General features: G+C 66.9%; 21 protein-coding genes and 1 pseudogene. 4 read left to right on the forward strand and 18 right to left on the reverse strand.

The window, feature by feature from the left end; genetic code table 11:
* The 6 genes and pseudogenes from MRY84_RS20420 to MRY84_RS20445 all read right to left on the reverse strand — a co-directional run.
* Window positions 1-370, reverse strand: a pseudogene (locus MRY84_RS20420) (PLP-dependent aminotransferase family protein); the annotation flags it as partial.
* Window positions 367-690 (reverse strand): cupin domain-containing protein, encoded by a 324-nt coding sequence (locus MRY84_RS20425; protein ID WP_291507512.1) that lies wholly within the window; start codon window positions 688-690, stop codon window positions 367-369. The gene MRY84_RS20425 and the pseudogene MRY84_RS20420, both read right to left, overlap by 4 nt.
* Before the next feature lie 46 nt (window positions 691-736).
* Complete coding sequence (locus MRY84_RS20430; protein WP_291507513.1) at window positions 737-1,066, reverse strand: DHCW motif cupin fold protein; 330 nt, start codon at window positions 1,064-1,066, stop codon at window positions 737-739.
* A 6-nt stretch (window positions 1,067-1,072) separates the two neighbouring features.
* A complete protein-coding gene (locus tag MRY84_RS20435) occupies window positions 1,073-1,555 on the reverse strand; it encodes a RidA family protein (protein WP_291507514.1) in 483 nt (160 codons plus the stop codon).
* Window positions 1,552-2,466 carry a DMT family transporter gene (locus tag MRY84_RS20440; RefSeq protein WP_291507515.1) on the reverse strand — a complete coding sequence of 305 codons (915 nt, stop codon included), beginning with the start codon at window positions 2,464-2,466 and terminating at the stop codon, window positions 1,552-1,554. The genes MRY84_RS20435 and MRY84_RS20440 overlap by 4 nt, the downstream gene beginning before the upstream one ends.
* Window positions 2,463-3,077 carry a LysE family translocator gene (locus MRY84_RS20445; protein ID WP_291507516.1) on the reverse strand — a complete coding sequence of 205 codons (615 nt, stop codon included), beginning with the start codon at window positions 3,075-3,077 and terminating at the stop codon, window positions 2,463-2,465. The genes MRY84_RS20440 and MRY84_RS20445 overlap by 4 nt, the downstream gene beginning before the upstream one ends.
* A 146-nt stretch (window positions 3,078-3,223) precedes the next feature.
* Here MRY84_RS20445 and MRY84_RS20450 point away from each other — a divergent pair, with 146 nt between their 5' ends.
* On the forward strand, window positions 3,224-4,714 hold the full coding sequence (locus MRY84_RS20450; protein ID WP_291507517.1) for a PLP-dependent aminotransferase family protein: 1,491 nt from the start codon (window positions 3,224-3,226) through the stop codon (window positions 4,712-4,714).
* Window positions 4,715-4,875: 161 nt separating this feature from the next.
* Here MRY84_RS20450 and MRY84_RS20455 read toward each other — a convergent pair whose 3' ends face one another.
* The 12 genes from MRY84_RS20455 to flgB form a co-directional block, all read right to left on the reverse strand.
* Window positions 4,876-6,108, reverse strand: a complete 1,233-nt coding sequence (locus MRY84_RS20455; protein WP_291507518.1) for an HDOD domain-containing protein — start codon at window positions 6,106-6,108, stop codon at window positions 4,876-4,878.
* Between the two features lie 82 nt (window positions 6,109-6,190).
* Window positions 6,191-7,444: a flagellar hook-associated protein FlgL gene (gene flgL, locus MRY84_RS20460; RefSeq protein WP_291507519.1), complete on the reverse strand. Its 1,254-nt coding sequence runs from the start codon at window positions 7,442-7,444 to the stop codon at window positions 6,191-6,193.
* A gap of 33 nt (window positions 7,445-7,477) precedes the next feature.
* Window positions 7,478-9,454, reverse strand: a complete 1,977-nt coding sequence (gene flgK / locus MRY84_RS20465; RefSeq protein WP_291507520.1) for a flagellar hook-associated protein FlgK — start codon at window positions 9,452-9,454, stop codon at window positions 7,478-7,480.
* A gap of 139 nt (window positions 9,455-9,593) precedes the next feature.
* Window positions 9,594-10,508 (reverse strand): flagellar assembly peptidoglycan hydrolase FlgJ, encoded by a 915-nt coding sequence (gene flgJ / locus MRY84_RS20470; protein WP_291507521.1) that lies wholly within the window; start codon window positions 10,506-10,508, stop codon window positions 9,594-9,596.
* Between the two features lie 14 nt (window positions 10,509-10,522).
* Window positions 10,523-11,665 carry a flagellar basal body P-ring protein FlgI gene (locus MRY84_RS20475; RefSeq protein ID WP_291507522.1) on the reverse strand — a complete coding sequence of 381 codons (1,143 nt, stop codon included), beginning with the start codon at window positions 11,663-11,665 and terminating at the stop codon, window positions 10,523-10,525.
* 359 nt (window positions 11,666-12,024) lie between these two features.
* The gene (locus MRY84_RS20480) at window positions 12,025-12,714 is read right to left on the reverse strand and encodes a flagellar basal body L-ring protein FlgH (RefSeq protein WP_291507523.1); all 690 of its coding nucleotides are present in this window, start codon (window positions 12,712-12,714) and stop codon (window positions 12,025-12,027) included.
* Between the two features lie 41 nt (window positions 12,715-12,755).
* Window positions 12,756-13,538 (reverse strand): flagellar basal-body rod protein FlgG, encoded by a 783-nt coding sequence (flgG, locus tag MRY84_RS20485; protein ID WP_291507524.1) that lies wholly within the window; start codon window positions 13,536-13,538, stop codon window positions 12,756-12,758.
* A 37-nt stretch (window positions 13,539-13,575) separates the two neighbouring features.
* The gene (gene flgF / locus MRY84_RS20490) at window positions 13,576-14,316 is read right to left on the reverse strand and encodes a flagellar basal-body rod protein FlgF (RefSeq protein ID WP_142143104.1); all 741 of its coding nucleotides are present in this window, start codon (window positions 14,314-14,316) and stop codon (window positions 13,576-13,578) included.
* A gap of 91 nt (window positions 14,317-14,407) precedes the next feature.
* Window positions 14,408-15,688, reverse strand: a complete 1,281-nt coding sequence (flgE, locus tag MRY84_RS20495) for a flagellar hook protein FlgE (RefSeq protein WP_291507525.1) — start codon at window positions 15,686-15,688, stop codon at window positions 14,408-14,410.
* A 41-nt stretch (window positions 15,689-15,729) separates the two neighbouring features.
* Window positions 15,730-16,383 carry a flagellar hook capping FlgD N-terminal domain-containing protein gene (locus MRY84_RS20500; protein ID WP_291507526.1) on the reverse strand — a complete coding sequence of 218 codons (654 nt, stop codon included), beginning with the start codon at window positions 16,381-16,383 and terminating at the stop codon, window positions 15,730-15,732.
* A 19-nt stretch (window positions 16,384-16,402) separates the two neighbouring features.
* Window positions 16,403-16,807, reverse strand: a complete 405-nt coding sequence (gene flgC, locus MRY84_RS20505) for a flagellar basal body rod protein FlgC (RefSeq protein ID WP_291507527.1) — start codon at window positions 16,805-16,807, stop codon at window positions 16,403-16,405.
* Window positions 16,808-16,842: 35 nt separating this feature from the next.
* Complete coding sequence (flgB, locus tag MRY84_RS20510; RefSeq protein ID WP_291507528.1) at window positions 16,843-17,301, reverse strand: flagellar basal body rod protein FlgB; 459 nt, start codon at window positions 17,299-17,301, stop codon at window positions 16,843-16,845.
* Window positions 17,302-17,588: 287 nt separating this feature from the next.
* Between flgB and flgA the strand changes: the two genes are divergently transcribed.
* The 3 genes from flgA to MRY84_RS20525 all read left to right on the forward strand — a co-directional run bounded on the left by flgA (window position 17,589) and on the right by MRY84_RS20525 (window position 19,162).
* Window positions 17,589-18,311, forward strand: a complete 723-nt coding sequence (gene flgA, locus MRY84_RS20515; RefSeq protein WP_291507531.1) for a flagellar basal body P-ring formation chaperone FlgA — start codon at window positions 17,589-17,591, stop codon at window positions 18,309-18,311.
* A gap of 93 nt (window positions 18,312-18,404) precedes the next feature.
* The gene (gene flgM / locus MRY84_RS20520; protein WP_291507529.1) at window positions 18,405-18,731 is read left to right on the forward strand and encodes a flagellar biosynthesis anti-sigma factor FlgM; all 327 of its coding nucleotides are present in this window, start codon (window positions 18,405-18,407) and stop codon (window positions 18,729-18,731) included.
* Between the two features lie 56 nt (window positions 18,732-18,787).
* Entirely contained in the window at window positions 18,788-19,162 is a 375-nt protein-coding gene (locus MRY84_RS20525; protein WP_291507530.1) for a hypothetical protein, read from the forward strand.
* Window positions 19,163-19,529: the final 367 nt, after the last annotated feature.

Raw genomic sequence — 19,529 nt, forward strand, 5'->3', positions numbered from 1 at the left:
CGCGGCTGTCCGAGTCGATGAGCACCTTGGCGATCAGGTCCAGCGCCTGTTGCGAGCCGGTGGTGATCAGGATCTGGTCGGGGTTCACGTCCCAAGGCAGGAAGTCGGCAATCGCCTGGCGCAGCGGACCGTAGCCCTCGCTGGCGGCGTATTGCAGGGCCGCAGCCCCGTCGTTGCCCAGCACGGCGGCCGAGGCTTCGGCAAAGGCCGACACAGGGAAGGTCTTGGGCGAGGGCAGGCCGCCCGCCAGGCTGATGATGCCGGGCTTCTCGGTGACCTTGAGGATTTCGCGGATGACCGAGGGGTTCATGCGCTCGGCGCGGCGCGCCAGGGTCCAGGTGCTGGCCTGTGGAAGGTCGTTCAGTTTCACTCTCGTTCTCCTCCGGGCGGTCCCCAAAAGACTACCCATGTTGCAAAGTCGTCAGAAAAATTCTCGAAGCGGTGGTGCTGTCCCGCAGGTACAAAAAAGGCGTCTCCCGCTGCAAAGCGGTGGCGTTCGCCGCCCTGAACGAACTCTCCATTGCCACGCTGGATGAAATACAACTCGTCCTGCGTGTGCGGCTGCTGCGGGTCGTGACCACGAGGCGCATACAGCTCGGTGCGCATGGTGCCGTGGCGCAGGAGCTCCACAAACCGCTCCCCCGCCTGACCGGGCAGTTGCCGCAACGCTTGTTCCGCAGAGTATTTCACAGGCCCTCGTTCATACCGTGTTGGTCGGATTTGCTGTTTTGCCGCTTCAATCCACGATGAAGAGCGTGGCACCCTTGGGTGACGTGGAGCGGTGCGGTTCGGCGTTGTCAGCCACCTGGTAGCTCATCCCCGGCGTGAGGCTGAACACCCGGCCATCGGCCAGTTCGGTATGCAGCTCGCCCTGCAGGCACAGCAGCACATGTCCCTTGGTGCACCAATGGTCGGAAACATACCCGGGCGTGTACTCCACCATGCGCACGCGAAGGTTGCCGAACTGCTGGGTGCGCCAGAACGCTTGGCCAGCCTGCGCGCTCTTTTCCTCGCGGGGCAGGGACGACCAGTCGGTGGTAGCAAAGGGGATGTGGCTCATCTGCATGGCGGTTCAGTCCTTCACGGAAACAATGGCTTCGATCTCCACCGCAAAGCCGCGCGGCAGCGAGCCCACGCCCACGGCCGATCGCGCGTGACGGCCGGCGTCGCCGAACACCTCGACCAGCAAGTCCGAGCAGCCGTTGACAACCTCGGTGTGCTGCATGAAGTCCGGTGTGGCGTTGACCATGCCCAGCACCTTCACCACGCGGCGCACCCGCGAGAGGTTGCCCAGCGCGGCCTGCATGGTGGCGATCAGGTGCAAGCCCACGGTGCGGGCATGCTGGCGGGCCTCTTCGGCAGTGATCTCGCGTCCCACCTTGGGCACGATGGCCACGTCTTCACGCAGCGGCGAGCCCTTGCCGGACAGGTACAGCAGGCCCCCGTCCAGCACGTACGCATCGAAGTTGCCACGCGGCACCGAGACCGCTGGCAGGACGATGCCGAGCTGCGCGAGGCGTTGTTCGGGCGTGATGGTCTTGGTGGCGATGGTCATGCGGCGGCTCCCTGGTGGACGGGCATCTTCTTGCCCACGAAAACAGTGGCGATGACGGCCAGTGCGAAGACCACCGTGACCAGATCCAGCTGCTCGCCCAGCAGCGGCACGGCGAACAGCAAGCTCAGGAAGGGCTGCACCAGCTGGATCTGGCTCACGCGCACGGCGCCGAGCGCCAGCGCGCGGTACCAGGCGAAGAAGCCGATCCACATCGAGAACAGCGCGACATACGCGAAGCCCGCCCACGCCATGGCGCCAATGGCTGCGGGCTCGGGTGGCGCGAACCACCAGGCTACCGGCAGCGTCAGGGGCAAGCTGCAGGCCAGCACCCAGCAAATCACCTGCTCGGCGCCCAGGCTGGGCGTGAGGCGCGCGCCGCCGATGTAGCCGAAGGCGCCGGTGGTCATGGCGATGAGGAGATAGATGTTGGCCGCGCCCAGGTAAAAGCCGCCCGCGCGCCAGGCCATGAAGCCCAGCACCAGACCGCTGCCCAGGACCGCGCACGCCCAGAAGCCCACCGAAGGCCGCTGGCGGTACCACAGCGCGCCCAGCACGGCCGTGGACAGCGGCAGCAGCGCCGTGACCACTGCGCCGTGCGTGCTGGGCACGTAGCGCAGCGCCAGCGCCAGGAACAGCGGGAATCCGACGATCACGCCGAACGCCGTGATACCGAGCAGCGGCCACTGCGCGCGGCCGGGCACGTTCAGCCGCCCCTGGCTGCGCTGCCAGGCAAGGTACAGGGCGGACAGCAGCCCTGCCACCGCGGCGCGGCCGAAGGTGACAAACCAAGGCGAGAGCTGCGGCGCCTCCACCGGGCCCACGGCCAGCCGGGTCATGGGGAGCGTGGCTGCGAACAGGGCCACACCCACCAGGCCCCAGATCAGCGCTTCGCGTTCCTGTGCGGGGTTCATAGTGTGAGCATCCAGAAGGCCGTCACCACCAGCACCAGGGCCAATGCGCGGTTGAACCAGAGCAGGCGGCGGCCCTGGGCCAGCCACTGGCGCAGCAGCGAGCCCACGAGCGCATAGACAAAATTGCTGGTGAACGCGAACGCCATCATCACGGCGCAGATGATCGCCAGGCGCTCGCCCGGGTTGGCGGCCGGCTGTCCGGCCGCGTTGACCACCCAGCCCGCGCTGAGCGTGAGTGCCAGCATCCAGGCCTTGATGTTCACGAATTGCAGGCCCACGCCCTGCCAGAAGGTCACGTTCAGGCGGCTGCCATCCACTTCGGTGAGCTGGCCTGCGCGGCTGAGCTTGAAAGCCAGCCACAGCATGTAGGCCACGCCCGCCAGCGTCACGCTCCAGCGCAGGGCGGGCACACCGGTGATCAGCGCGCCCAGACCCAGGCCGCTGCCCAGCATGAGCAGCGTCCAGCCCGTGGGCACCGCGATGCAAAAGCGCAGGGCCCGGCGCAAGCCCAGGTTGGCCGCCAGCGCGGTGGACAGCGTGGTGTTGGGCCCCGGCGAAAAGCTCATCGCGGTGCAGAACAGCAGCAGGGCGGTCAGTTCAGGGGCGGTCATGGAGCGGGTCGGGGTGGCGCCGGGAGAATTCTTGTCAAGGTATGGGCTTCAATGTAATCTTCAGTTTCAGTACACCACCAGTACAGTTCGGCAGCGCAGTTCGTAATCTGTATTGGTTCGCGTGACAGTACACCCGGGATATTTCCATGTTGATGAAAACCACCGCCCAGTCGCTGACCGAGCAGTTGTCCGCACGTTTCAGCGAGCGCATCCGCAACCGCCTGCTCGCGCCTGGGGCGCGCCTGCCCTCGGTGCGGCAGTGCGCGCAGCAGCACGGCGTGAGCCCGTCCACCGTGGTGGCCGCCTATGACCAGCTGCTGGCGCAGGGGCTGGTCGAGGCGCGCAAGAACCGGGGCTTCTTCGTGCGCGAGATGCCTCCCGGCCCGGCGGAGAGGCCGCCCGAGGAGGTCGGAGCAGGAAGCCACGACGTGGAGCAGGCCATGGGCAACTGGAGCACGGCCCACTGGTTCGCCGCACGGGGGGCGGGGCGCGGTGCAGCGCGAGGGGCGCCGCCCGTCAACGCCACCGCGCTCATCCGCGGCATGTTCCACAAGATCAGCGACAAACCGCAGCCCGGCATGGGCGTTTTTCCTCCTTCGTGGCTGGAGTCCACCTTCATGCCCGCTGCCGTGCGCAAGGTGACCAGCACCCGCGCATTGAATGATTTTTCGCTGCAGTACGGTGAGCCCCTGGGCGATGTCGGCCTGCGGCGCGTGCTGTCGAAGAAGCTGGCCACGCTGAACGTGCACGCCGCACCTGAGCAGATCATCACCACCGTGGGCGCCACGCATGCCCTCGACATCGTGAGCCGCACGCTGCTGCGCCCCGGCGACCCGGTGATGGTGGAGGAACCCGGCTGGGCCGTGGAATTTGCGCGGCTGGCGGCCTTGGGCATGCGCATCCTGCCCGTGCCCCGCCGCGCCGATGGACCAGACCTGGAGGTGATGGCCCGCTATTGCGAGGCCCACCAGCCCAAGCTCTACGTGAGCGTGAGCGTGTTCCACAACCCCACGGGCTACTGCCTTTCGCCGGGCAGCGCGCACCGCATCCTGCAGCTGGCCAACCAGTACAACTTCCATGTCGTCGAGGACGACACCTACAGTCACATCGCACCCGAACATGCCACGCGCCTCACGTCGCTCGACGGCCTCTCGCGCACCATCTACGTGAGCGGCTTTGCCAAAATCCTTGCGCCCAACTGGCGCATCGGCTTCATGGCCGCCCCCTCCGCACTGGTGGAGCAACTGCTCGATACCAAGCTGCTGGCCACGCTGACCACGCCCGCGCTGCTGGAAAAGGCGCTGGCCCTGTGCATCGAGCAAGGCCAGCTGCGCCGCCACGCCGAGCGCATTCGCACGCGGCTGGATGCTGCGCGGGCTCGCAGTGTGAAGCTGGCGCTGGGTGCAGGCTGCACTTTCGCGGCCGAGCCCGTCGGACTGTTTGGCTGGGTGGAGACAGGGGTGGATACGGACGCGCTATCGCAGCGCATGCTCGACGAAGGCTACCTGCTGGCGCCGGGCGCCTTGTTCCACGCCGAGCGCAAGCCCAGCACCCTCATGCGCATCAACTTCGCCACCACGCAGGAGGCCGCGTTCTGGAAGACGTTCGCACGGGTGCGGGATGAGCAGATGCGGTGAGTGCGGGGAGTCAGCAAGAGGGTGCTGAACCCGGCGCCCCCAGGGGCTGTCCGTAAGAACTGGCGCGTGCCTAGTCAGTGCCACCGCGGAACTGGCTCCGCCAGGCCGCTGGTGGCGTCCCCCGTCTGGGGGAAGACGCGAAGCGGGTCGGGGGGCTACCGTTACCTTCGCTCTACTTCCAGATCCGCCAGCACGCGCAGCAGGGCGCGGTTGACTTCCTCGATGTCCATTTCGTAGGTCTCGCACAGGCTGCGGATGGCGCTGGCGTCTTCGGTTTCCAGGGCGCAGGCCATCTGCAAGCCGCCCGCGTAGGGGCCGGTGCGCAGCACCGTGGCGTCGTAGATGCGTTCGGACAGGGGCAGGCGGCGCAGGATGGTGCCCAGCGGCTCGCCCAGCAGATCGTCGAGCTGCGACAGCAGCCCGCACAGGTAGATCTCGCGGCGCAGGTCGTTCTCGATGCCTGCGTCCAGCAAATGCGCCATGAGGGTGGCACGCATCACCATGGATTCGCGCACCGGCTGCATGTTGGGCTCGTTGCTGGCGTGCGGCAGCTGGTCGGAAAGCCAGCGCTTGATCGAGCCATAGCCCATCATCACCAGGCCGCGGCGCAAGGAATCAATACCGGTGCGCAGGCCGAGAGCCGCCGAATTGGTGTAGACCATGAAACGGTAGGCCAGGATCGGGTCCTGGCCCAGGATGTCTTCGAAGGTCTCCAGCGACTGCTCATCGTCGATGGCCTTCATGAGCTTGAAGATCACCGCGTGCGAGGGCTGCTGGGGCTGGTGCCGCAGGCTGTAGAGCACGTCTTCCGTGGGCCAGCCGGCCAGCGCCAGCGCATTGTGCTGATCGAGGCAGTGCTCCATGAGCGCGCGGCTGGCGACGTTCTCATACATCTGCCCGGCCAGCACAGGGCTGGCCACGGGGCGCTGCGCGGGGGCGGGAGCCCCCGGGCGGGCGGGGGCGGCCTTGAGCGCCGCCACGGCATCCTCCGGCCGCAAGGTCAGCAGGCTGTTGTCAAAGCACTGGGCCACCTCGGGCTCAGGCAGGCGGCCCAGTTCGCCGCGCCAGACCAGCTTGAGGCCCCGTTGGTGCGCGGCCTTCACGCGGGCGAAGATGGCGGAGTCGGACAGCCAGCTGCCACGCACCTCGATCCACGGGGACCCACGGGGTGCGTTCTCGAGCATGTCGCACAGCAGCTGGTGGTTCTGGGGCGACAGCAGCACCGGGGGCGAGCTGGCCGACCACAGCTCCTGCAGCGTGCGCAGCAGGTGGGCGGTGTCCACCATGCCCGATGCGTCGCCGTGCACGAACAGCTGGATGCCGGCAAGCTTGCGGGCGCGGCCCCACAGCGGGCGGTAGCCCAGGATCAGGCGGCCAAGGACAGATTGGACCATGTGCTCTCGGGCAATGTGGCGGGGCCTGCGGCCGGCGGGGTGGTGTCACGCAGCCAGAGGCAGGTTCCGGGCAACAACGTTCTCAACTGATGAAATTGAACAGGGACAGCTTCTGAACCTGCGCGTAGGACTTGAGTGCGGCCTCGTAGCCCACCTGCTGGTTCTGGAAATCCGATATGCCCTTGATCATATCGAGATCCTCGGCCCGCGAGCGGTCGCCTTCGAGCTGGATGGAGCGCTTTTCCTGATCGCCCGTGATGCGGTCGGCGCGGTTGAGCAGCTCGCCCGCATAGCCGCGCATGTTGTGCAGGCGTTCAAGCCCGATGTCCATGTTGCCCAGGGCCTGCCCGACGGCCTGGGCCGCCGTGCTGCTGTTGGGGGCGCTGCGGATGCCCTGGATCGCCTTGTCCAGCGTGCTGAACAGGCTGGCGCTCGGCTGCAGCGTGATGGTGTCGCCATTGTCGGGGTTGCCCTTGATGTCGAACGTGAGCCCGGGCACGCCGGTGACGGAAATCGTCACCGGCTTGTCGGACGGAAAGTCGGGCACCACCACCGGCGCAGAGACCGCGCCCGTGGTGGTGTTGGTGAGCGTGTAGGTGGCGGTGGTGGTGCCGGGCGTGGCACCCGGGCCCACGGCGCTGAAGGTGATGGTGTAGTTGTCGCCGGTCACCAGGCTGGGGTCCACGGGCTTGATGGCCGTGGTGTTGAGGAAGCGGCTGGAGGGGATGGCGCTCACGCCCGCGGTGTAGACGCCGTCCCGCTGCGGGTCAAACATGAAAGCCGCATGCCCGTCCAGCATGCCGGGGATGGCCGTTCCGTTGCTCGCTGCCTGGCCCGGCAATCCGTCAAAGCTGTAGTCCGGCGCGGTGCTTTGGGGGCCCAGAAAAGGCGCCAGTGCGCTGCCGAGCGCGCCCAGCAGCGGCAGGCCGTTGGTGTCCTTGCGGTTGGCCACTTCCAGCAATTGCTCGCGCAGGCCCTGCAACTGGTTGGCAATGGTGTTGCGGTCGTTCGTCGAGAGGCTGCCGTCGCCGGCCTGGACCACCAGTTCGCGGAAGTTCTGCACCAGGGCCACAGCATCGCCCAGGCTCGATTCGGCCTGCGCGATGGCGTTGCGCTGGGTTTCCAGCGCGCGCTGCTCGGTCTGGATGCGCGAAAGCCGGGTGATGGCACGCTCGGCCTGGGCGGCGGACACCGGGTCGTCGCTGGCCCGCACCACGCGCTTGCCGGAGGTGAGGTTCTCTTGCAGGTTCGACAGGTTGGTCTGGCGCGTGCCGAGGTTGCGCAGCGCGTTGTCGTACATGTTGGCCGTGCCAAGGCGGTAAATGTTGGTGCTCATGTCGAACTCCTAGCTGCTGTGGGGTGCGCCGGGTCAGCGGCCCATGCCCTGGATCAGCGAGTCAAAAATGTTCTGCGCGATCTGGATCATCTTGGACGATGCCTGGTAAGCCTGCTGGTATTGGATCAGCCTTGCGGCCTCTTCGTCCAGATTGACGCCCGAGACGGCCGTGCGGTCCCGCTCCAGGTTGGCGGCGATGGTGGTGGACAGCTCGGCCGCGAAGAGCGCGCTCTGCGTGCGGGTGCCCACCTGGGCCATGGCCCCGGCGTAGCCGTCCGCGAGCGTGGACTCGTCAAACATCTTCACGTCGCGCAGGCCCATCATCGCGCTCGCGTTGCCCGAGTTGCGCGTGAACTTGTCTCCGTACTGCGGATCCAGCGCGTTGCCGATCACCACGGTGTCACCGGTATTGGGCGAACCCTGCAGCTTGATCTCCCAGCCGTTGATGGAGATGGGCACGCCCGAGGTGTAGGGCTGCGCCGCGGCCAGGGTGGTGGGCGGCGCCGTGCCGCGGTCCAGCACATCGTAGGTGGTGGGCGGGCCGGCCGTGAATTGCAGCTGGATGCCGCCCAGGATGGGGGGAACGGCGGCCGGGTTGGCGTTGGGCGGCAGCACCAGGCCGGGCGGATTGGGCAGGCCCGTGGCTTTCAGGCTGGCCAGCTGCATCGTGCCGCCGTTGGAGGTGCCCATGGCCGCATTGATGGGGTTGGCCACCGCCAGGTCGCGCGGCGAATACACCAGCGACTGGATGTTGGCGGCTGCCGTGCTGAACGGCTTGAACAGCATGCGCTCGCCCGGGTTGCCTGGCGTGGTCAGGTTGAAGGTGAGCCCGTCGATCTGCAGCGTGGCCAGGTTGGCCGCGTCCGTGAACGGCGTGGCTTGCCCGTCCGACAGCCGCACCACCTGGCCCGCCGTGCCCGTCGTGAAGCGGATTTCATAGTCGGACGCTGCGAACTGCGTGGGGCCGGTGAACGACACGGTGCCCACGCCGGCTCCGTTGGTGTGGCCCGGCATGCTCGTGGGCAGGGCGAACAGGTCCTTGCCGGGAACGCCGTCGAGCGTGAGGCCCAGGTTGTGCTGGTCGTTCATGGCCATGCCGATGGCCATGGCCATGCGGCCCAGCAGGTTGCGTCCTTCGGCCAGGTCGTTGTTGTTGAAGCGCAGCAGGCCCGACATCGAGCCGCCGCCGAGCACGTTCTCGTCCATTTCCACGGCCGGCGCGCCGGGCCGGTTGAAGAACAGCTTGATCTGCCCGCTGCCCGGGAAGGCCGTGGCGTCGTCGACCGACAGGCTGGTGGCCGTGGTGCCCAGCACCAGCGGCTGGCTGCCCGCAACGAACAGGCCCACCGTGCCATCGTCGGCCGGAATCTGCGTGGTCTGAACGTACTGATTGATGTCGCGGATGATCTGGTCGCGCTGGTCCAGCAGGTCGTTGGGCGTCTGGCCGTTGCCTGTGGCACGGGCGATCTGCTCGTTGATGGCGGCCATCTGCTCGGCCAGGCTGTTGACGGCCTTGATGCTGCTTTGCAGCTGCTCGTTGACGGTGTACTGGAGCTCGTCGATGCGGTCGGCGGCCGAGCGCATGCGCGATGCGGTCTCGTCCATGCGCGTGAGCACCACGGTGCGTGCCGTGATGTCGGTGGGTGCGCTCACCACGTCGGTGAACGCGTTCATCATGTCGTTGATGGCTGCGCCCAGGCCTGCCGTGCCGCCGCTGAAGACCTCTTGCAGCTGGCGCAGGCGCTCGGCCCGCACGATGTCGGCCGACTGCGTTGAGCCGGCCGCGGCCGACTGGCGCGTGAGCAGTTCGCTCTGGTTGCGCAGGATCGTCTGCACGTCCACGCCCTGGCCGATATAGCCGCCGCCGGTGAACTGGCCCTGCACGGTCTGGAGCACCACCGTCTGGCGCGAATAGCCGGGCGTGTTGACGTTGGCAATGTTGTGGCCCGCCGTCTGCAGTGCCACCTGGTTGGCCAGCAGCGCTCGGGCGCCGACGTTGAGCAGGCTCATGACTCACCTCGCATTTCGTGGGAACTGACCTTCGCGAAGGGCGCGTCCCATACCAGCGCACCCGTGGAACTGGCTTGGCCAGGCCACTGGGTGCGTCCCCCGTTTGGGGGGAGGGCGCGATAGCGGCTCAGGGGGGACATCATGCCTGTTCCCGCAAGGTGCGCACCACGCTGTTGATGGCCCCGCCAAGCTTCTTGGCGTATTCGGGGTCGGTGGCATACCCGGCTTTTTGCAGTGCCGAGGCGTACGCCATGGCCGAGCCGGACTGGGCGACGGATTCGGCCCTCTCGTAGCGCGGACTTTCCTTGATGAGGCGGGCGTAGTCGCGGAACGAGTCCTCGTACGAGTCGTACGCGCGGAACTTGGCCGTCACCTTCTGGGCCTTGCCGTTGATGTATTCGGTGGTGGTGATCTCGGCCACCTTGCCCGTCCAGCCCTTGCCGGCCTTGATGCCGAAGAGGTTGAACGAGTTGGAGCCATCCTTGTGCTTGATCTCGCTCTTGCCCCAGCCCGTTTCGTGGCCGGCCTGACCCAGCATGAAGCTCGCGGGAATGCCGCTTTCGCGCGACACCCGCTCGGCGGTGCCGGAGAGGTGCTGCACAAAGCCCTCGCGGCCCTTGGGGACCGGCAGGGTGGCCTCGGCCGGCGCGGGGCCGGCTGCGGCGCGCGGCAGCGCCCGCGGCAAGCTGAGCGTGGAAGGCACTGAAAAGTTGGCATCTGCCCCGCCCATCTGGCGCGAGAGCTGGCGGGCAATCGCTTCCGAGAGTCCGCCTTGCTGGCCCGACATGCTCACCGAGAGCTGCTGGTCCAGCATGTCCTGCCCCAAGTTCGCCTGCTCGCCTTCCATGAGGCCGGACTTCATCGTGGCGTCGCGCATGCTCTTGATCAGCTCGCGCATGAACAGCGACTCGAACTGCTTGGCGACCTCGCGCGTGGTCTGGGCGTTGTTGGCCGTGCCCGCGTCGTACTTCAGCGCATTGAGCGAGCGGATGTCGACCGCCAGCGCGTTGGACGGGCTGGTGGTGGTTCCGGAGGAGGGCAGGGTGAGGGCCATGGTCGCTCCCCAGGTCAGATCACTTCAAGTTCGGCGTTGAGCGCGCCGGCCGCCTTGATGGCTTGCAGGATGGCCAGCAGGTCTTGCGGCGTGGCGCCCAGCGTGTTCAGGGCCTTGACCACGTCGGCCAGTTGAGGCGACGGCGGCATCTGGATGATGTTGCCCGGCTCCTGATTGATGCGGATGTCGCTTTGCTGCGCCACCACGGTCTGCCCTTGCGACAGCGGCGCGGGCTGGCTGATCACCGGCGTGGAGCTGATGGTGATGGACAGGTTGCCGTGCGCGATGGCGCAGGGGCCCAGCGTCACGGACTGGTTCAGCACCACCGAGCCGGTGCGCGCGTTGATGACCACCTTGGCCGAGGGTGTGGACGATTCCAGCGGCAGCTCCTCCAGGTCCGCGATGAAGCCCACGCGGGCGCCGGGATCGAGCGGCGCGCGCACCTGCACCGTGCGGCCGTCCAGCGCCGTGGCCAGGCCATTGCCCAGCTTGGTGTTGATGGCCTGCGCCACGCGGCGCGCGGTCTGGAAATCCGAGGCGTTCAGGCCCAGGTTGATCGTGTCGCCTTCGTTGAGCGGCGTGGGCACAGCGCGCTCCACCTGGGCACCCTGCGGGATGCGGCCGGCGCTCAGGTGGTTGATCTGCACCTTGCTGCCGCCGGCCGATGCGCCCGCGCCGCCCACCACCAGGTTGCCCTGGGCCAGGGCGTAGATCTCGCCATCGGCACCGCGCAGCGGCGTCACGATGAGGGTGCCGCCCTTGAGCGACTTGGCATTGCCCATCGACGAGACGCTCACGTCGATCATCTGGCCGGGTTGCGCAAACGCGGGCAGCTGCGCAGTGACGATCACGGCGGCCACGTTCTTGAGCTGCAGCTGGTTCGCCGTGCCGGGCGGCAGGCTGATGCCCATTTGCTGCAGGTAGTTGGACATGGCCTGCGTGGTGTAGGGCATCTGCGTGGTCTGGTCGCCCGTGCCGTCCAGGCCCACCACCAGTCCGTAGCCCGTCAGCTGGTTGCTGCGCACGCCCTGCACCGCCGCCACTTCCTTGATGCGCAGCGCGTGCGCAGGCAGCGCCGCACCCGCGGCCGCGAGGGCCAGCAACAGCCACAGCACGCGCGAAGAACGCAAAAAGAGGGAGGGGGACAAGGCTTTCATGGCACCGATTGTGGGCGGCCTGGCCAAGAACTAAAACCCAAAAAGAAGCGGGTTCACCGGCTTATTGGGGGGGTTCTCGGGGCGGGTGGCAAATGGCCGGCGGTGCGCAGGGTGCCCGTCTGGAATGCCGGGGCGGGGCGACAGAAAATATGGATAAAAAGTGGTCGCAGCGCTTTGCTGTAAAGCGCTGGCAGCTATCAATAATGCAGCGAACGTTGGCGTGTGACCCGCTGCCGTCATCAGTGCGCGAAGGTCGCGAATACCGGCGCGACCTGAGCTTGCCCTAGCGCCGCGCAAGGCTTCGACAGGCTCAGCCCGAACGGTTCAGGTCGGGTTCCGCGCGTATCCGGTCCAGCGCTCTAGAACGGTGTGATGGTGTTGAAGAACCGGTTCATCCACCCCATGGCCTGCGCTTCGCTTTGCGCGCCACGGCCGCGCGACTCGACGCGCACGTTCGCCACCTGGGTGGAGTTGACGATGCTGCCCGGCTGCAGCGCGCGCGGGTCGATGGTGCCCGAGAAGCGCAGCACGTCCACGTTCTGGTTCACGCCGATCTGCTTTTCGCCCGTCACCACCAGGTGGCCGTTGGGCAGCACGTCCACCACGGTGGTGGTGATCGAGCCGGTGAAGGTGTTCGCGCTTTCGGTGCCGCCCTTGCCCGAGAAAGTGCTTTCCGATCCCGCGCCCAGCTTGGTCTTGTCCGCCAGCGAGTTCTTCACGAACGGCAGATTGGTGATGCCGGCCGAGGCCTCGGAGGTGCGGTCCACCGTGGACGAGGACTTCTGGCTGGCGGTCACGTTCTCGACGATCATGACCGTCACGTTGTCGCCCACCATGCGGGCACGGCGGTCTTCGAACGCGGGCCGGTAGCTGGCCTGGTGGAAGAGCCCGCCGGTCACGGGGGGGGGCGTGCGCGGCGCTGCGGCCAGCGGGGGCGCGGTGGTGGGCAGGATGTCCACGGGCGGCGGCGGCGACATCGTGGCGCAGCCGGTGAGCAGCAGCGCACCGACGGCGGCGGGCAGGGCAAGAAGGCGGGTGAACTGCGGCATGGCAAAAGCTCCTGTCGTCGCAAATATCGTCGGGGTCGGGGTCACAGCTGGCTGAGCTTGGCCAGCATCTGGTCCGAGGTCTGGATGGCCTTGGAATTCATTTCGTAGGCGCGCTGCGCCTGGATCATGGTGACCAGCTCTTCCACCACGTTCACGTTGGAGGCTTCCAGAAAACCCTGCTTGAGGATGCCCAGCCCGTTGGTGCCGGGCGTGCCCTGCTGGGGCTGGCCCGAGGCGGCCGACTCCTTGAACAGGTTCTGGCCGATGGGCTCCAGGCCGGCGGGGTTGATGAAGGCCGACATCGCCAGGTTGCCCAGGGGCTGGGGCTGGGTGTTGCCCTGAACGGTGGCGGACACCACGCCATCGGCGCTGATGGTGACGCTGGTGGCGTTGGCGGGAATGGTGATGCCGTTGGCCACGGGCAGGCCGCTGGAGGTGACAAGGCGGCCTTGCGAATCCACCTGGAAGGAGCCGTCGCGCGTGTAGCCCAGCGTGCCGTCGGGCATGGTCACTTCAAAGAAGCCGTTGCCGTTGATGGCCACGTCCAGGCTGTTCTTCGACTCCTGCAGGCTGCCCTGCACGAAGTTGCGGCTGGTGGCCACCGTGCGAACGCCCAGGCCCAGATGCAGGCCGGTGGGCAGCTGGTTCTGCTCGGTGGTGTTGGCACCCACCTGGCGCAGGTTCTGGTAGATCAGGTCTTCGAACACCGCGTTGTTGCGCTTGTAGCCCGTGGTGGAGACGTTGGCCAGGTTGTGCGAGATGACATCCAGCTGCGTCTGCTGGGCAGACATGCCGGTCTTGGCGATCCAGAGGGAGTTGATCATGGTGCGTCCTTTTGGCGATGCGGCGGGGTAGGCGGCATCAACCGTTCATGCTCAGCAACTGGCTGGCGGTCTTGTCATTGGTCTCGGCGGTCTGCAACAGGCGCATCTGCTGCTCGAACTGGCGCGATGCGGCAATCATCCCGACCATGCTCTCCACCGGGTTCACGTTGGAGCCTTCTACGGCCCCGGCCAGCATGCGCGCGTTGGCGTCGTTCGGAATCGGGTCGCCCGAGGTGGTGCGAAACAGTCCGTCGTCGCCGCGCTTGAGCGGGTCTTCCGCCGTGGGCGTCGCCAGCTTGAGGCGGCCGATGGCCTGCGCCGGCTGGCCGGCGGCCTTGGCCGTCACCGTGCCGTCCGAGCCCAGCGACACCTCGGCGCCGGGCGGCACGTCAATGGGGGCGCCGCCGTCGGACAGCACAGGCAGGCCCGTGGGCGTGAGCAATTGGCCGGCGGCCGACACCTCGAAGGTGCCCGCGCGGGTGTAAGCCTCGGTGCCGTCCAGCCCCTGGACGGCAAACCACGCGTTGCCAATGGCCATGGCGTCCAGGTTGCGGCCGGTGCGCTGCACGGGCCCAGGCGTGTTGACGTGGCCCGAGGTGGCCTCGAGCGCGAACACGCGGGTGGTCGAGCCCTCGCCCTGGATCGGCACGGACCGGAAGGTGGACATCTCCGCGCGGAACCCCTGCGTGGAGGCGTTGGCCAGGTTGTTGGACAACACGGCCTGACGGTGGGCGGCGGCGTTCGCGCCCGTCATCGAGGTGTAGATGATGCGGTCCATGGCTGGGTCTTCCGGTTGCTTCTGTTTTGATAGCTGCTCGCGCCCGGTGAATAAGCGCTAGGGGCTGTTTATGCTTGAAACGGTGCCCTCGTCAGCGCAGGTTCACCAAGGTGGACATCACCTGGTCCTGCGTCTTGATCGTCTGGGCGTTGGCCTGGTAGGAGCGCTGGGCGGTCATCATGTTGACCAGCTCGGCCGTGAGGTCCACGTTGGAGTCTTCCAGCGCGCCCGAGCGCAGCGAGCCGAAGTTGCCATCCGTGGCCGTGCCGGCCACGGGCTGGCCCGATTCGAACGTGGCGACCCAGTTGTTGCCGCCCACCGACGCCAGGCCCTGCGTGTTGCGGAAGCTCGACAGCGCCAGCTGGCCTTCCGCGCGGGTCACGCCATTGGAGTAACGGGTCATGATCATCCCGTTGTTCTCGATGTTGATGCCGGTGAGCTCGCCCGTGGTGTAGCCGTCCTGGCTCAGGTTGGAGACCGAGAACTTCTTGCCGCTTTGCGACACCTTGTCCAGGTTCACCGACACTGGGAAGACGGGCAGGTTGTTGGGGTTGGGCGGTGTCGGGTTCACGCTCAGCGTGAGCGCGAAGCCCGTGGCGGGAGGCGTGGCCACCGGGCCGGTGATGGCGCCGTTGTTGTCAAAGGTGATCTGGCCAATGGGGGTGGCGACCACGGGTGGAACGGCCGTGGGGTCGTCCAGCTGGTCGTACACGTCCCAGGTGTTGTCGGTGGCTGTCTTCTGGAAGTACAGGTTCACCGGCTTGGCAACCCCCTGGCTGTCGAACACATTGATGGACGTGCCGTAGGTGGCCCGGGGCGTGGCCGGGATGGGCGGCGTGGCGGTGGGGTCTCCGGCCGCATCGGTGGCCGTCGCGGGCAGGTTGAAGGCGGCCGTGATGGTCGTGGTCTGCTTGGCGGGGATGGGCTCGGAGGTCGGGAACACCATCGGGATCGGGTCGGTACCCGAGCGCAGGCCCGTGACCGGATCCACGGGGTAGCCCATCACGTTCGCGTTGTCGTTCGTGATCATGTTGCCCTCCTTGTCCAGCTTGAAATTGCCGGCGCGGGTGTAGGCGGGCGTGCCGTCAGGCAGCGTGAGTGTGAAGAAGCCGTTGCCGTTGATGGCCACGTCCAGGCTGTTTCCGGTGATCGTGAGGTTGCCCTGCGTGAACTGTTGCGCCACGGCCGCGACTTCCACGCCGATGCCCGCGTTGGACCCGCCTGCCGAGCCGATGGCGGAGGCCACCATTTCAGCGAACTCGGCCCGCGATGCCTTGAACCCGACGGTGTTGGAGTTGGCGATGTTGTGCCCGATGACGTCCAGGTTCTTGCTGGCGGCGTTCAAGCCCGAAAGGCCTTGTTGAAAACTCATGGTGTTCTCCTGATGGGGGCTGAGATGGAGTCGGCCGGCGGTTACACCAGGGCCTTGATGTCGCTGTAGCTGATGGTCTTGCCGTTGGCCAGCGTCAGCTTGAGCTGGCCGTCTTCGGCGCCTGCAGCCGTCACCTTGGACAGGGCCAGGGACGTGCTGTCGATCTTGGTCGAGCCATTGGCGGCCGTGATGCGGAACTGCAGGCCCTCGGCGGAGCCGGTGTAGCCACTGGCATCCCATTCGAACGTGTGGCGGCCGACGGCCTTGGCACCCAGGTCCACGGTCTCGATCACCTGGCCGCTGGCGTTGAGCACATCGACCTTCACGCTGGTGGCGGGCGAGGCAAGCTCGAAGCCGCCCTTGCCCACCTTGTCGGCCACGGCCAGGGTCGAGCCCTCGGTCATCACATTGCGGCCGATGAGTGTCGTGCCCTGCATCACCTGCAGCGAATTGAACTGCGTGGCCATGCTGGCCATGGTCTGGTTGAGCTGCTGGATGCCGGTCACGGTGTTGATCTGCGCGATCTGCGAGGTCATCTGCGCGTTGTCCAGCGGGTTCATTGGGTCCTGGTTGTTCAGCTGCGCGACGAGCAGCTTCAGGAAGCGGTCCTGCGCGGCCGCGGGATCGGTGGCGGCGTTGGCCTTGGTACCGGTGGCGTCGGTCACCGAGGGGGCATTGGTGGCGCTGAAAATCATGGTGATTGCTTTCCTGAAGTTACTGGCCCATCTGCAGGGTCTTGAGCAGCAGCGACTTGGCCGTGTTCATGACCTCGACGTTGTTCTGGTAGGAGCGCGAGGCCGAAATCATGTTGACCATCTCCTCCACCGCGTTCACGTTGGAATGCGTCACATAGCCCTCGGCGTCCGCCGACGGGTGGCTGGGGTCGTGCACGCGGCGCCCCGGGGTGTCGTTCTCGCTGATGGCGGCCACGCGCACGCCGGCCGAGCTTTCGGCGCCCATGGGCGCGGTCTGGAACACCACCTGGCGGGCCTTGTACGCCTTGCCATCGGGGCCTGCCACGGCATCGACGTTGGCCAGGTTGCTGGCCACCACGTTGAGCCGCTGCGATTGCGCGCTGACGGCGCTGCCCGAGACGCTGAAGATGGAGAACATGGACATGGGAAGACTCGCTTTCTGCGCTGCAAGGGGCGGCGTTACTGGCCCTGGATCGCGCTGAGCATGGTTTTGGCGTTGCCGTTGATGAAGCGCAGCGTGGCCTCGTACCGCACGGCGTTGTCGACAAAGTTGGCGCGCTCGCGGTCCAGGTCCACCGTGTTGTTGTCCAGGCTGGGCTGGGTCTGCACGGCATAGCCGAGCGTGCCGGGCGCGCCGGTGCCGGTGGTGGCCGCGGGCAGCGGAATGTGGCGCGGGTCGGTGGTGCCCTTGGCCGGTGCAATGCCGGAGGTGCCCACCGAGCCGCCGGTGGCCATGCGCGTCACGCCCGAGCTGGCGCCTGTGGCTTCGCGCATCGCGTCGGCAAAGCTGAAGTCGCGTGCCACATAGCCCGGGGTGTCGGCATTGGCGATGTTGCTGGCGATGGCGCGCTGGCGCTCGGCACGCAGCAGCAGCGCGTTGCCGTGAAAGTCCAGCCGGTTGGTCATCTTGTCAAGCATGGTTGCCTCACACCCTGGGTTGCAATAGGCGCCGGTGGGGGTTTCCGGCGTGGTTCGATTGTGAAAGCCGCCGTTTTTTTCTAAAGCGCGAAGAACGCGGAAATGGGTGCGCAGTTCGCGGTTTTGCGGTGCGCCCGCCTGCCTATAGTTCCAGTCGTGAAATAGCCTTTGCCGCCCGTTGCGGCCAGACGTGACGCCCAGGAGGCCCCATGCCGTCAAGCCCCACCACCCCTTCGTTTGTCTCCCCGTTGCCGCGCCGTCTGCCCGTTGCAGCGCGCACGGTCGCCATGCGCTGCCTGCAGGGCGCGGTGCTGGGCCTGGCACTGGCCGGTGGCGGGGGCACCGCCCTCGCCCAGGCGCAGGTGGGAGCCGATCCCGTGCCGGGCCTGGGTGCGCTCACCCAGCGCTGGCTCGACGACGCCATGGCGCGCAACCAGGCGGCCGGCCTGCCGTTGCGCATGGAGGTGAGTGTGGGCGCGCTGGATCCGCGGCTGCGGCTGGCCCCCTGTGCGCGCATCGAGCCCTATCTGCCTCCCGGGGCGCGGCTCTGGGGCCGCACCCGGCTGGGGCTGCGCTGCGTGGAGGGACCGACTGCGTGGAACGTCTACCTGCCGGTAACTGTCAAGGCCTTTGGCCCAGCCTGGGTTCTGAACGCCCCGGTGGCACCCGGCGCGGTGCTGACCGCCAACGACGCCACCGAGGCCGAAGTCGACTGGGCCGAGGAGTCTGCGGCGGTGATGGCCAACCCGGAGATGTGGGTAGGCCAGGTGGCCGCGCGCCAGTTGGCCGCGGGCCAGGCCCTGCGCCAGAGCATGGTGCGCCCCCCTCAGCTCTTTCGCGCAGGCGCCCAGGTCAAGGTGGTTGCCCAGGGCCCGGGCTACGCAGTGAGTTCGGCGGGGCAGGCCATGTCCGCCGGGGCCGTGGGCCAGATTGTTCGCATCCGCATGGATAATGGAAAGATCGTTAGCGGAACTGTGAGTGATTCTGGGACGGTGGTTGTCACGTTGTGATGACGCTCTGGCGATAAATGACTAAAGTCCGGGCTAAATGGGTCGAAAACATTGCTACTGTGCCCCACATCACACGGGGTGGTGGAGAGAGCGATGAAGATTGGTCAAAAACCGGAACTCCCGGGCGCCTTGGCGCAGACGGGGCTTGCCAAGCAAGCCAAAAGTCCTGCCGCAAGCGCTGCTGAAGGAGCCGACAAAGACGCTGCGGCCGTGTCAACCGCCGGTGTGCCCGTCACCGTGTCCACGGCAGCGCGCGGCGCGCTGGACCCTACCTCCCGCCCCAACGCAGATTTCAACGCCGGCAAGGTCAAGGCCGTGCGCGAGGCCATTGAAAACGGCACGTTCTCGGTGGATGCCGAGGCGGTTGCCGACAAAATGCTCTCCAACGCCCAGGAAATCCTGTCCCGCTCCCGCGGTTAATCTCCTTCGTATCTTTGTCTCTTGGCAGGCTGGCGCTCTCCACCCCACAATGCGCCATGTCCCTGGAAGAATCCCTGGCTGCCGTTGAGCAGCTGATCGAAAAAGTCTCCGCCGCAATGCTGGCGGCAGATCCCCAAGCCCTCGAAAAGCACAGCGTGGCCCTGCGGGACGCAGCGGCCCATTTTGCACGCCTGCTGGAGCAAGCCTCCCCCCGCGGCCAGCCCCTGCCGGCCCCCTTGCAAAAACGCATCCGCGCCATCGACGACATGCTCGCCGTGCACCGCGAAAGCCTGGCGCGCCTCTCGGTGAACGCCGACCGCCAGGTCGCCGGCCTGGTGCCCCAGGCTGGCACCCCCACCACCTACGGCGACGGCCGCGGCGCCCAGCCCGGCAAACCCGGCGTGGCTCGCATCTACAAATCGGCCGGTTGAACCCTCAAAAAAAGATAGCTGCTTGCGCTGGTTTCTCTTAGGTTTAAGGTGGAAAAGAACCTCAAACCATTGAGAAACCAGCGCAAGCAGCTATTGTTTTTGATGTTGCATTGCCTGAGCCAGACGCTTGCCCAGCGCATTGACCCTAGAAACGGTCGCAGCCAAAAAGACCAGTGCCACCGTGGAACTGGCTCGGCCAGGCCACTGGTGGCCCCCCCAGGGGGGAGGGCGCGCAGCGCGTCAGGGGGGAGAACCTGCTCAAGGTCTTTTCGGGGTCGCGCAAGCGCCTTGCCGGGATGGGGTGCTAGGCGCGGTGCGCAGTGGATAGCTCGGCTATCCACAAGCGCCGCAACGCCGCAGACCGCCG

It is taken from the genome of Acidovorax sp., from assembly GCF_022763525.1.
Classification (GTDB): Bacteria; Pseudomonadota; Gammaproteobacteria; order Burkholderiales; family Burkholderiaceae_C; genus Acidovorax.

What these genes read in the sequence shown, in the direction of transcription:
- MRY84_RS20430 (WP_291507513.1), bottom strand. Translation starts at nt 1,066, where the DNA reads ATGCAGATGAGCCACATCCCCTTTGCTACCACCGACTGGTCGTCCCTG.
- MRY84_RS20435 (WP_291507514.1), bottom strand. Translation starts at nt 1,555, where the DNA reads ATGACCATCGCCACCAAGACCATCACGCCCGAACAACGCCTCGCGCAG.
- MRY84_RS20440 (WP_291507515.1), bottom strand. Translation starts at nt 2,466, where the DNA reads ATGAACCCCGCACAGGAACGCGAAGCGCTGATCTGGGGCCTGGTGGGT.
- MRY84_RS20445 (WP_291507516.1), bottom strand. Translation starts at nt 3,077, where the DNA reads ATGACCGCCCCTGAACTGACCGCCCTGCTGCTGTTCTGCACCGCGATG.
- MRY84_RS20450 (WP_291507517.1), top strand. Translation starts at nt 3,224, where the DNA reads ATGTTGATGAAAACCACCGCCCAGTCGCTGACCGAGCAGTTGTCCGCA.
- MRY84_RS20455 (WP_291507518.1), bottom strand. Translation starts at nt 6,108, where the DNA reads ATGGTCCAATCTGTCCTTGGCCGCCTGATCCTGGGCTACCGCCCGCTG.
- flgL (WP_291507519.1), bottom strand. Translation starts at nt 7,444, where the DNA reads ATGAGCACCAACATTTACCGCCTTGGCACGGCCAACATGTACGACAAC.
- flgK (WP_291507520.1), bottom strand. Translation starts at nt 9,454, where the DNA reads ATGAGCCTGCTCAACGTCGGCGCCCGAGCGCTGCTGGCCAACCAGGTG.
- flgJ (WP_291507521.1), bottom strand. Translation starts at nt 10,508, where the DNA reads ATGGCCCTCACCCTGCCCTCCTCCGGAACCACCACCAGCCCGTCCAAC.
- MRY84_RS20475 (WP_291507522.1), bottom strand. Translation starts at nt 11,665, where the DNA reads ATGAAAGCCTTGTCCCCCTCCCTCTTTTTGCGTTCTTCGCGCGTGCTG.
- MRY84_RS20480 (WP_291507523.1), bottom strand. Translation starts at nt 12,714, where the DNA reads ATGCCGCAGTTCACCCGCCTTCTTGCCCTGCCCGCCGCCGTCGGTGCG.
- flgG (WP_291507524.1), bottom strand. Translation starts at nt 13,538, where the DNA reads ATGATCAACTCCCTCTGGATCGCCAAGACCGGCATGTCTGCCCAGCAG.
- flgF (WP_142143104.1), bottom strand. Translation starts at nt 14,316, where the DNA reads ATGGACCGCATCATCTACACCTCGATGACGGGCGCGAACGCCGCCGCC.
- flgE (WP_291507525.1), bottom strand. Translation starts at nt 15,688, where the DNA reads ATGAGTTTTCAACAAGGCCTTTCGGGCTTGAACGCCGCCAGCAAGAAC.
- MRY84_RS20500 (WP_291507526.1), bottom strand. Translation starts at nt 16,383, where the DNA reads ATGATTTTCAGCGCCACCAATGCCCCCTCGGTGACCGACGCCACCGGT.
- flgC (WP_291507527.1), bottom strand. Translation starts at nt 16,807, where the DNA reads ATGTCCATGTTCTCCATCTTCAGCGTCTCGGGCAGCGCCGTCAGCGCG.
- flgB (WP_291507528.1), bottom strand. Translation starts at nt 17,301, where the DNA reads ATGCTTGACAAGATGACCAACCGGCTGGACTTTCACGGCAACGCGCTG.
- flgA (WP_291507531.1), top strand. Translation starts at nt 17,589, where the DNA reads ATGCGCTGCCTGCAGGGCGCGGTGCTGGGCCTGGCACTGGCCGGTGGC.
- flgM (WP_291507529.1), top strand. Translation starts at nt 18,405, where the DNA reads ATGAAGATTGGTCAAAAACCGGAACTCCCGGGCGCCTTGGCGCAGACG.
- MRY84_RS20525 (WP_291507530.1), top strand. Translation starts at nt 18,788, where the DNA reads ATGTCCCTGGAAGAATCCCTGGCTGCCGTTGAGCAGCTGATCGAAAAA.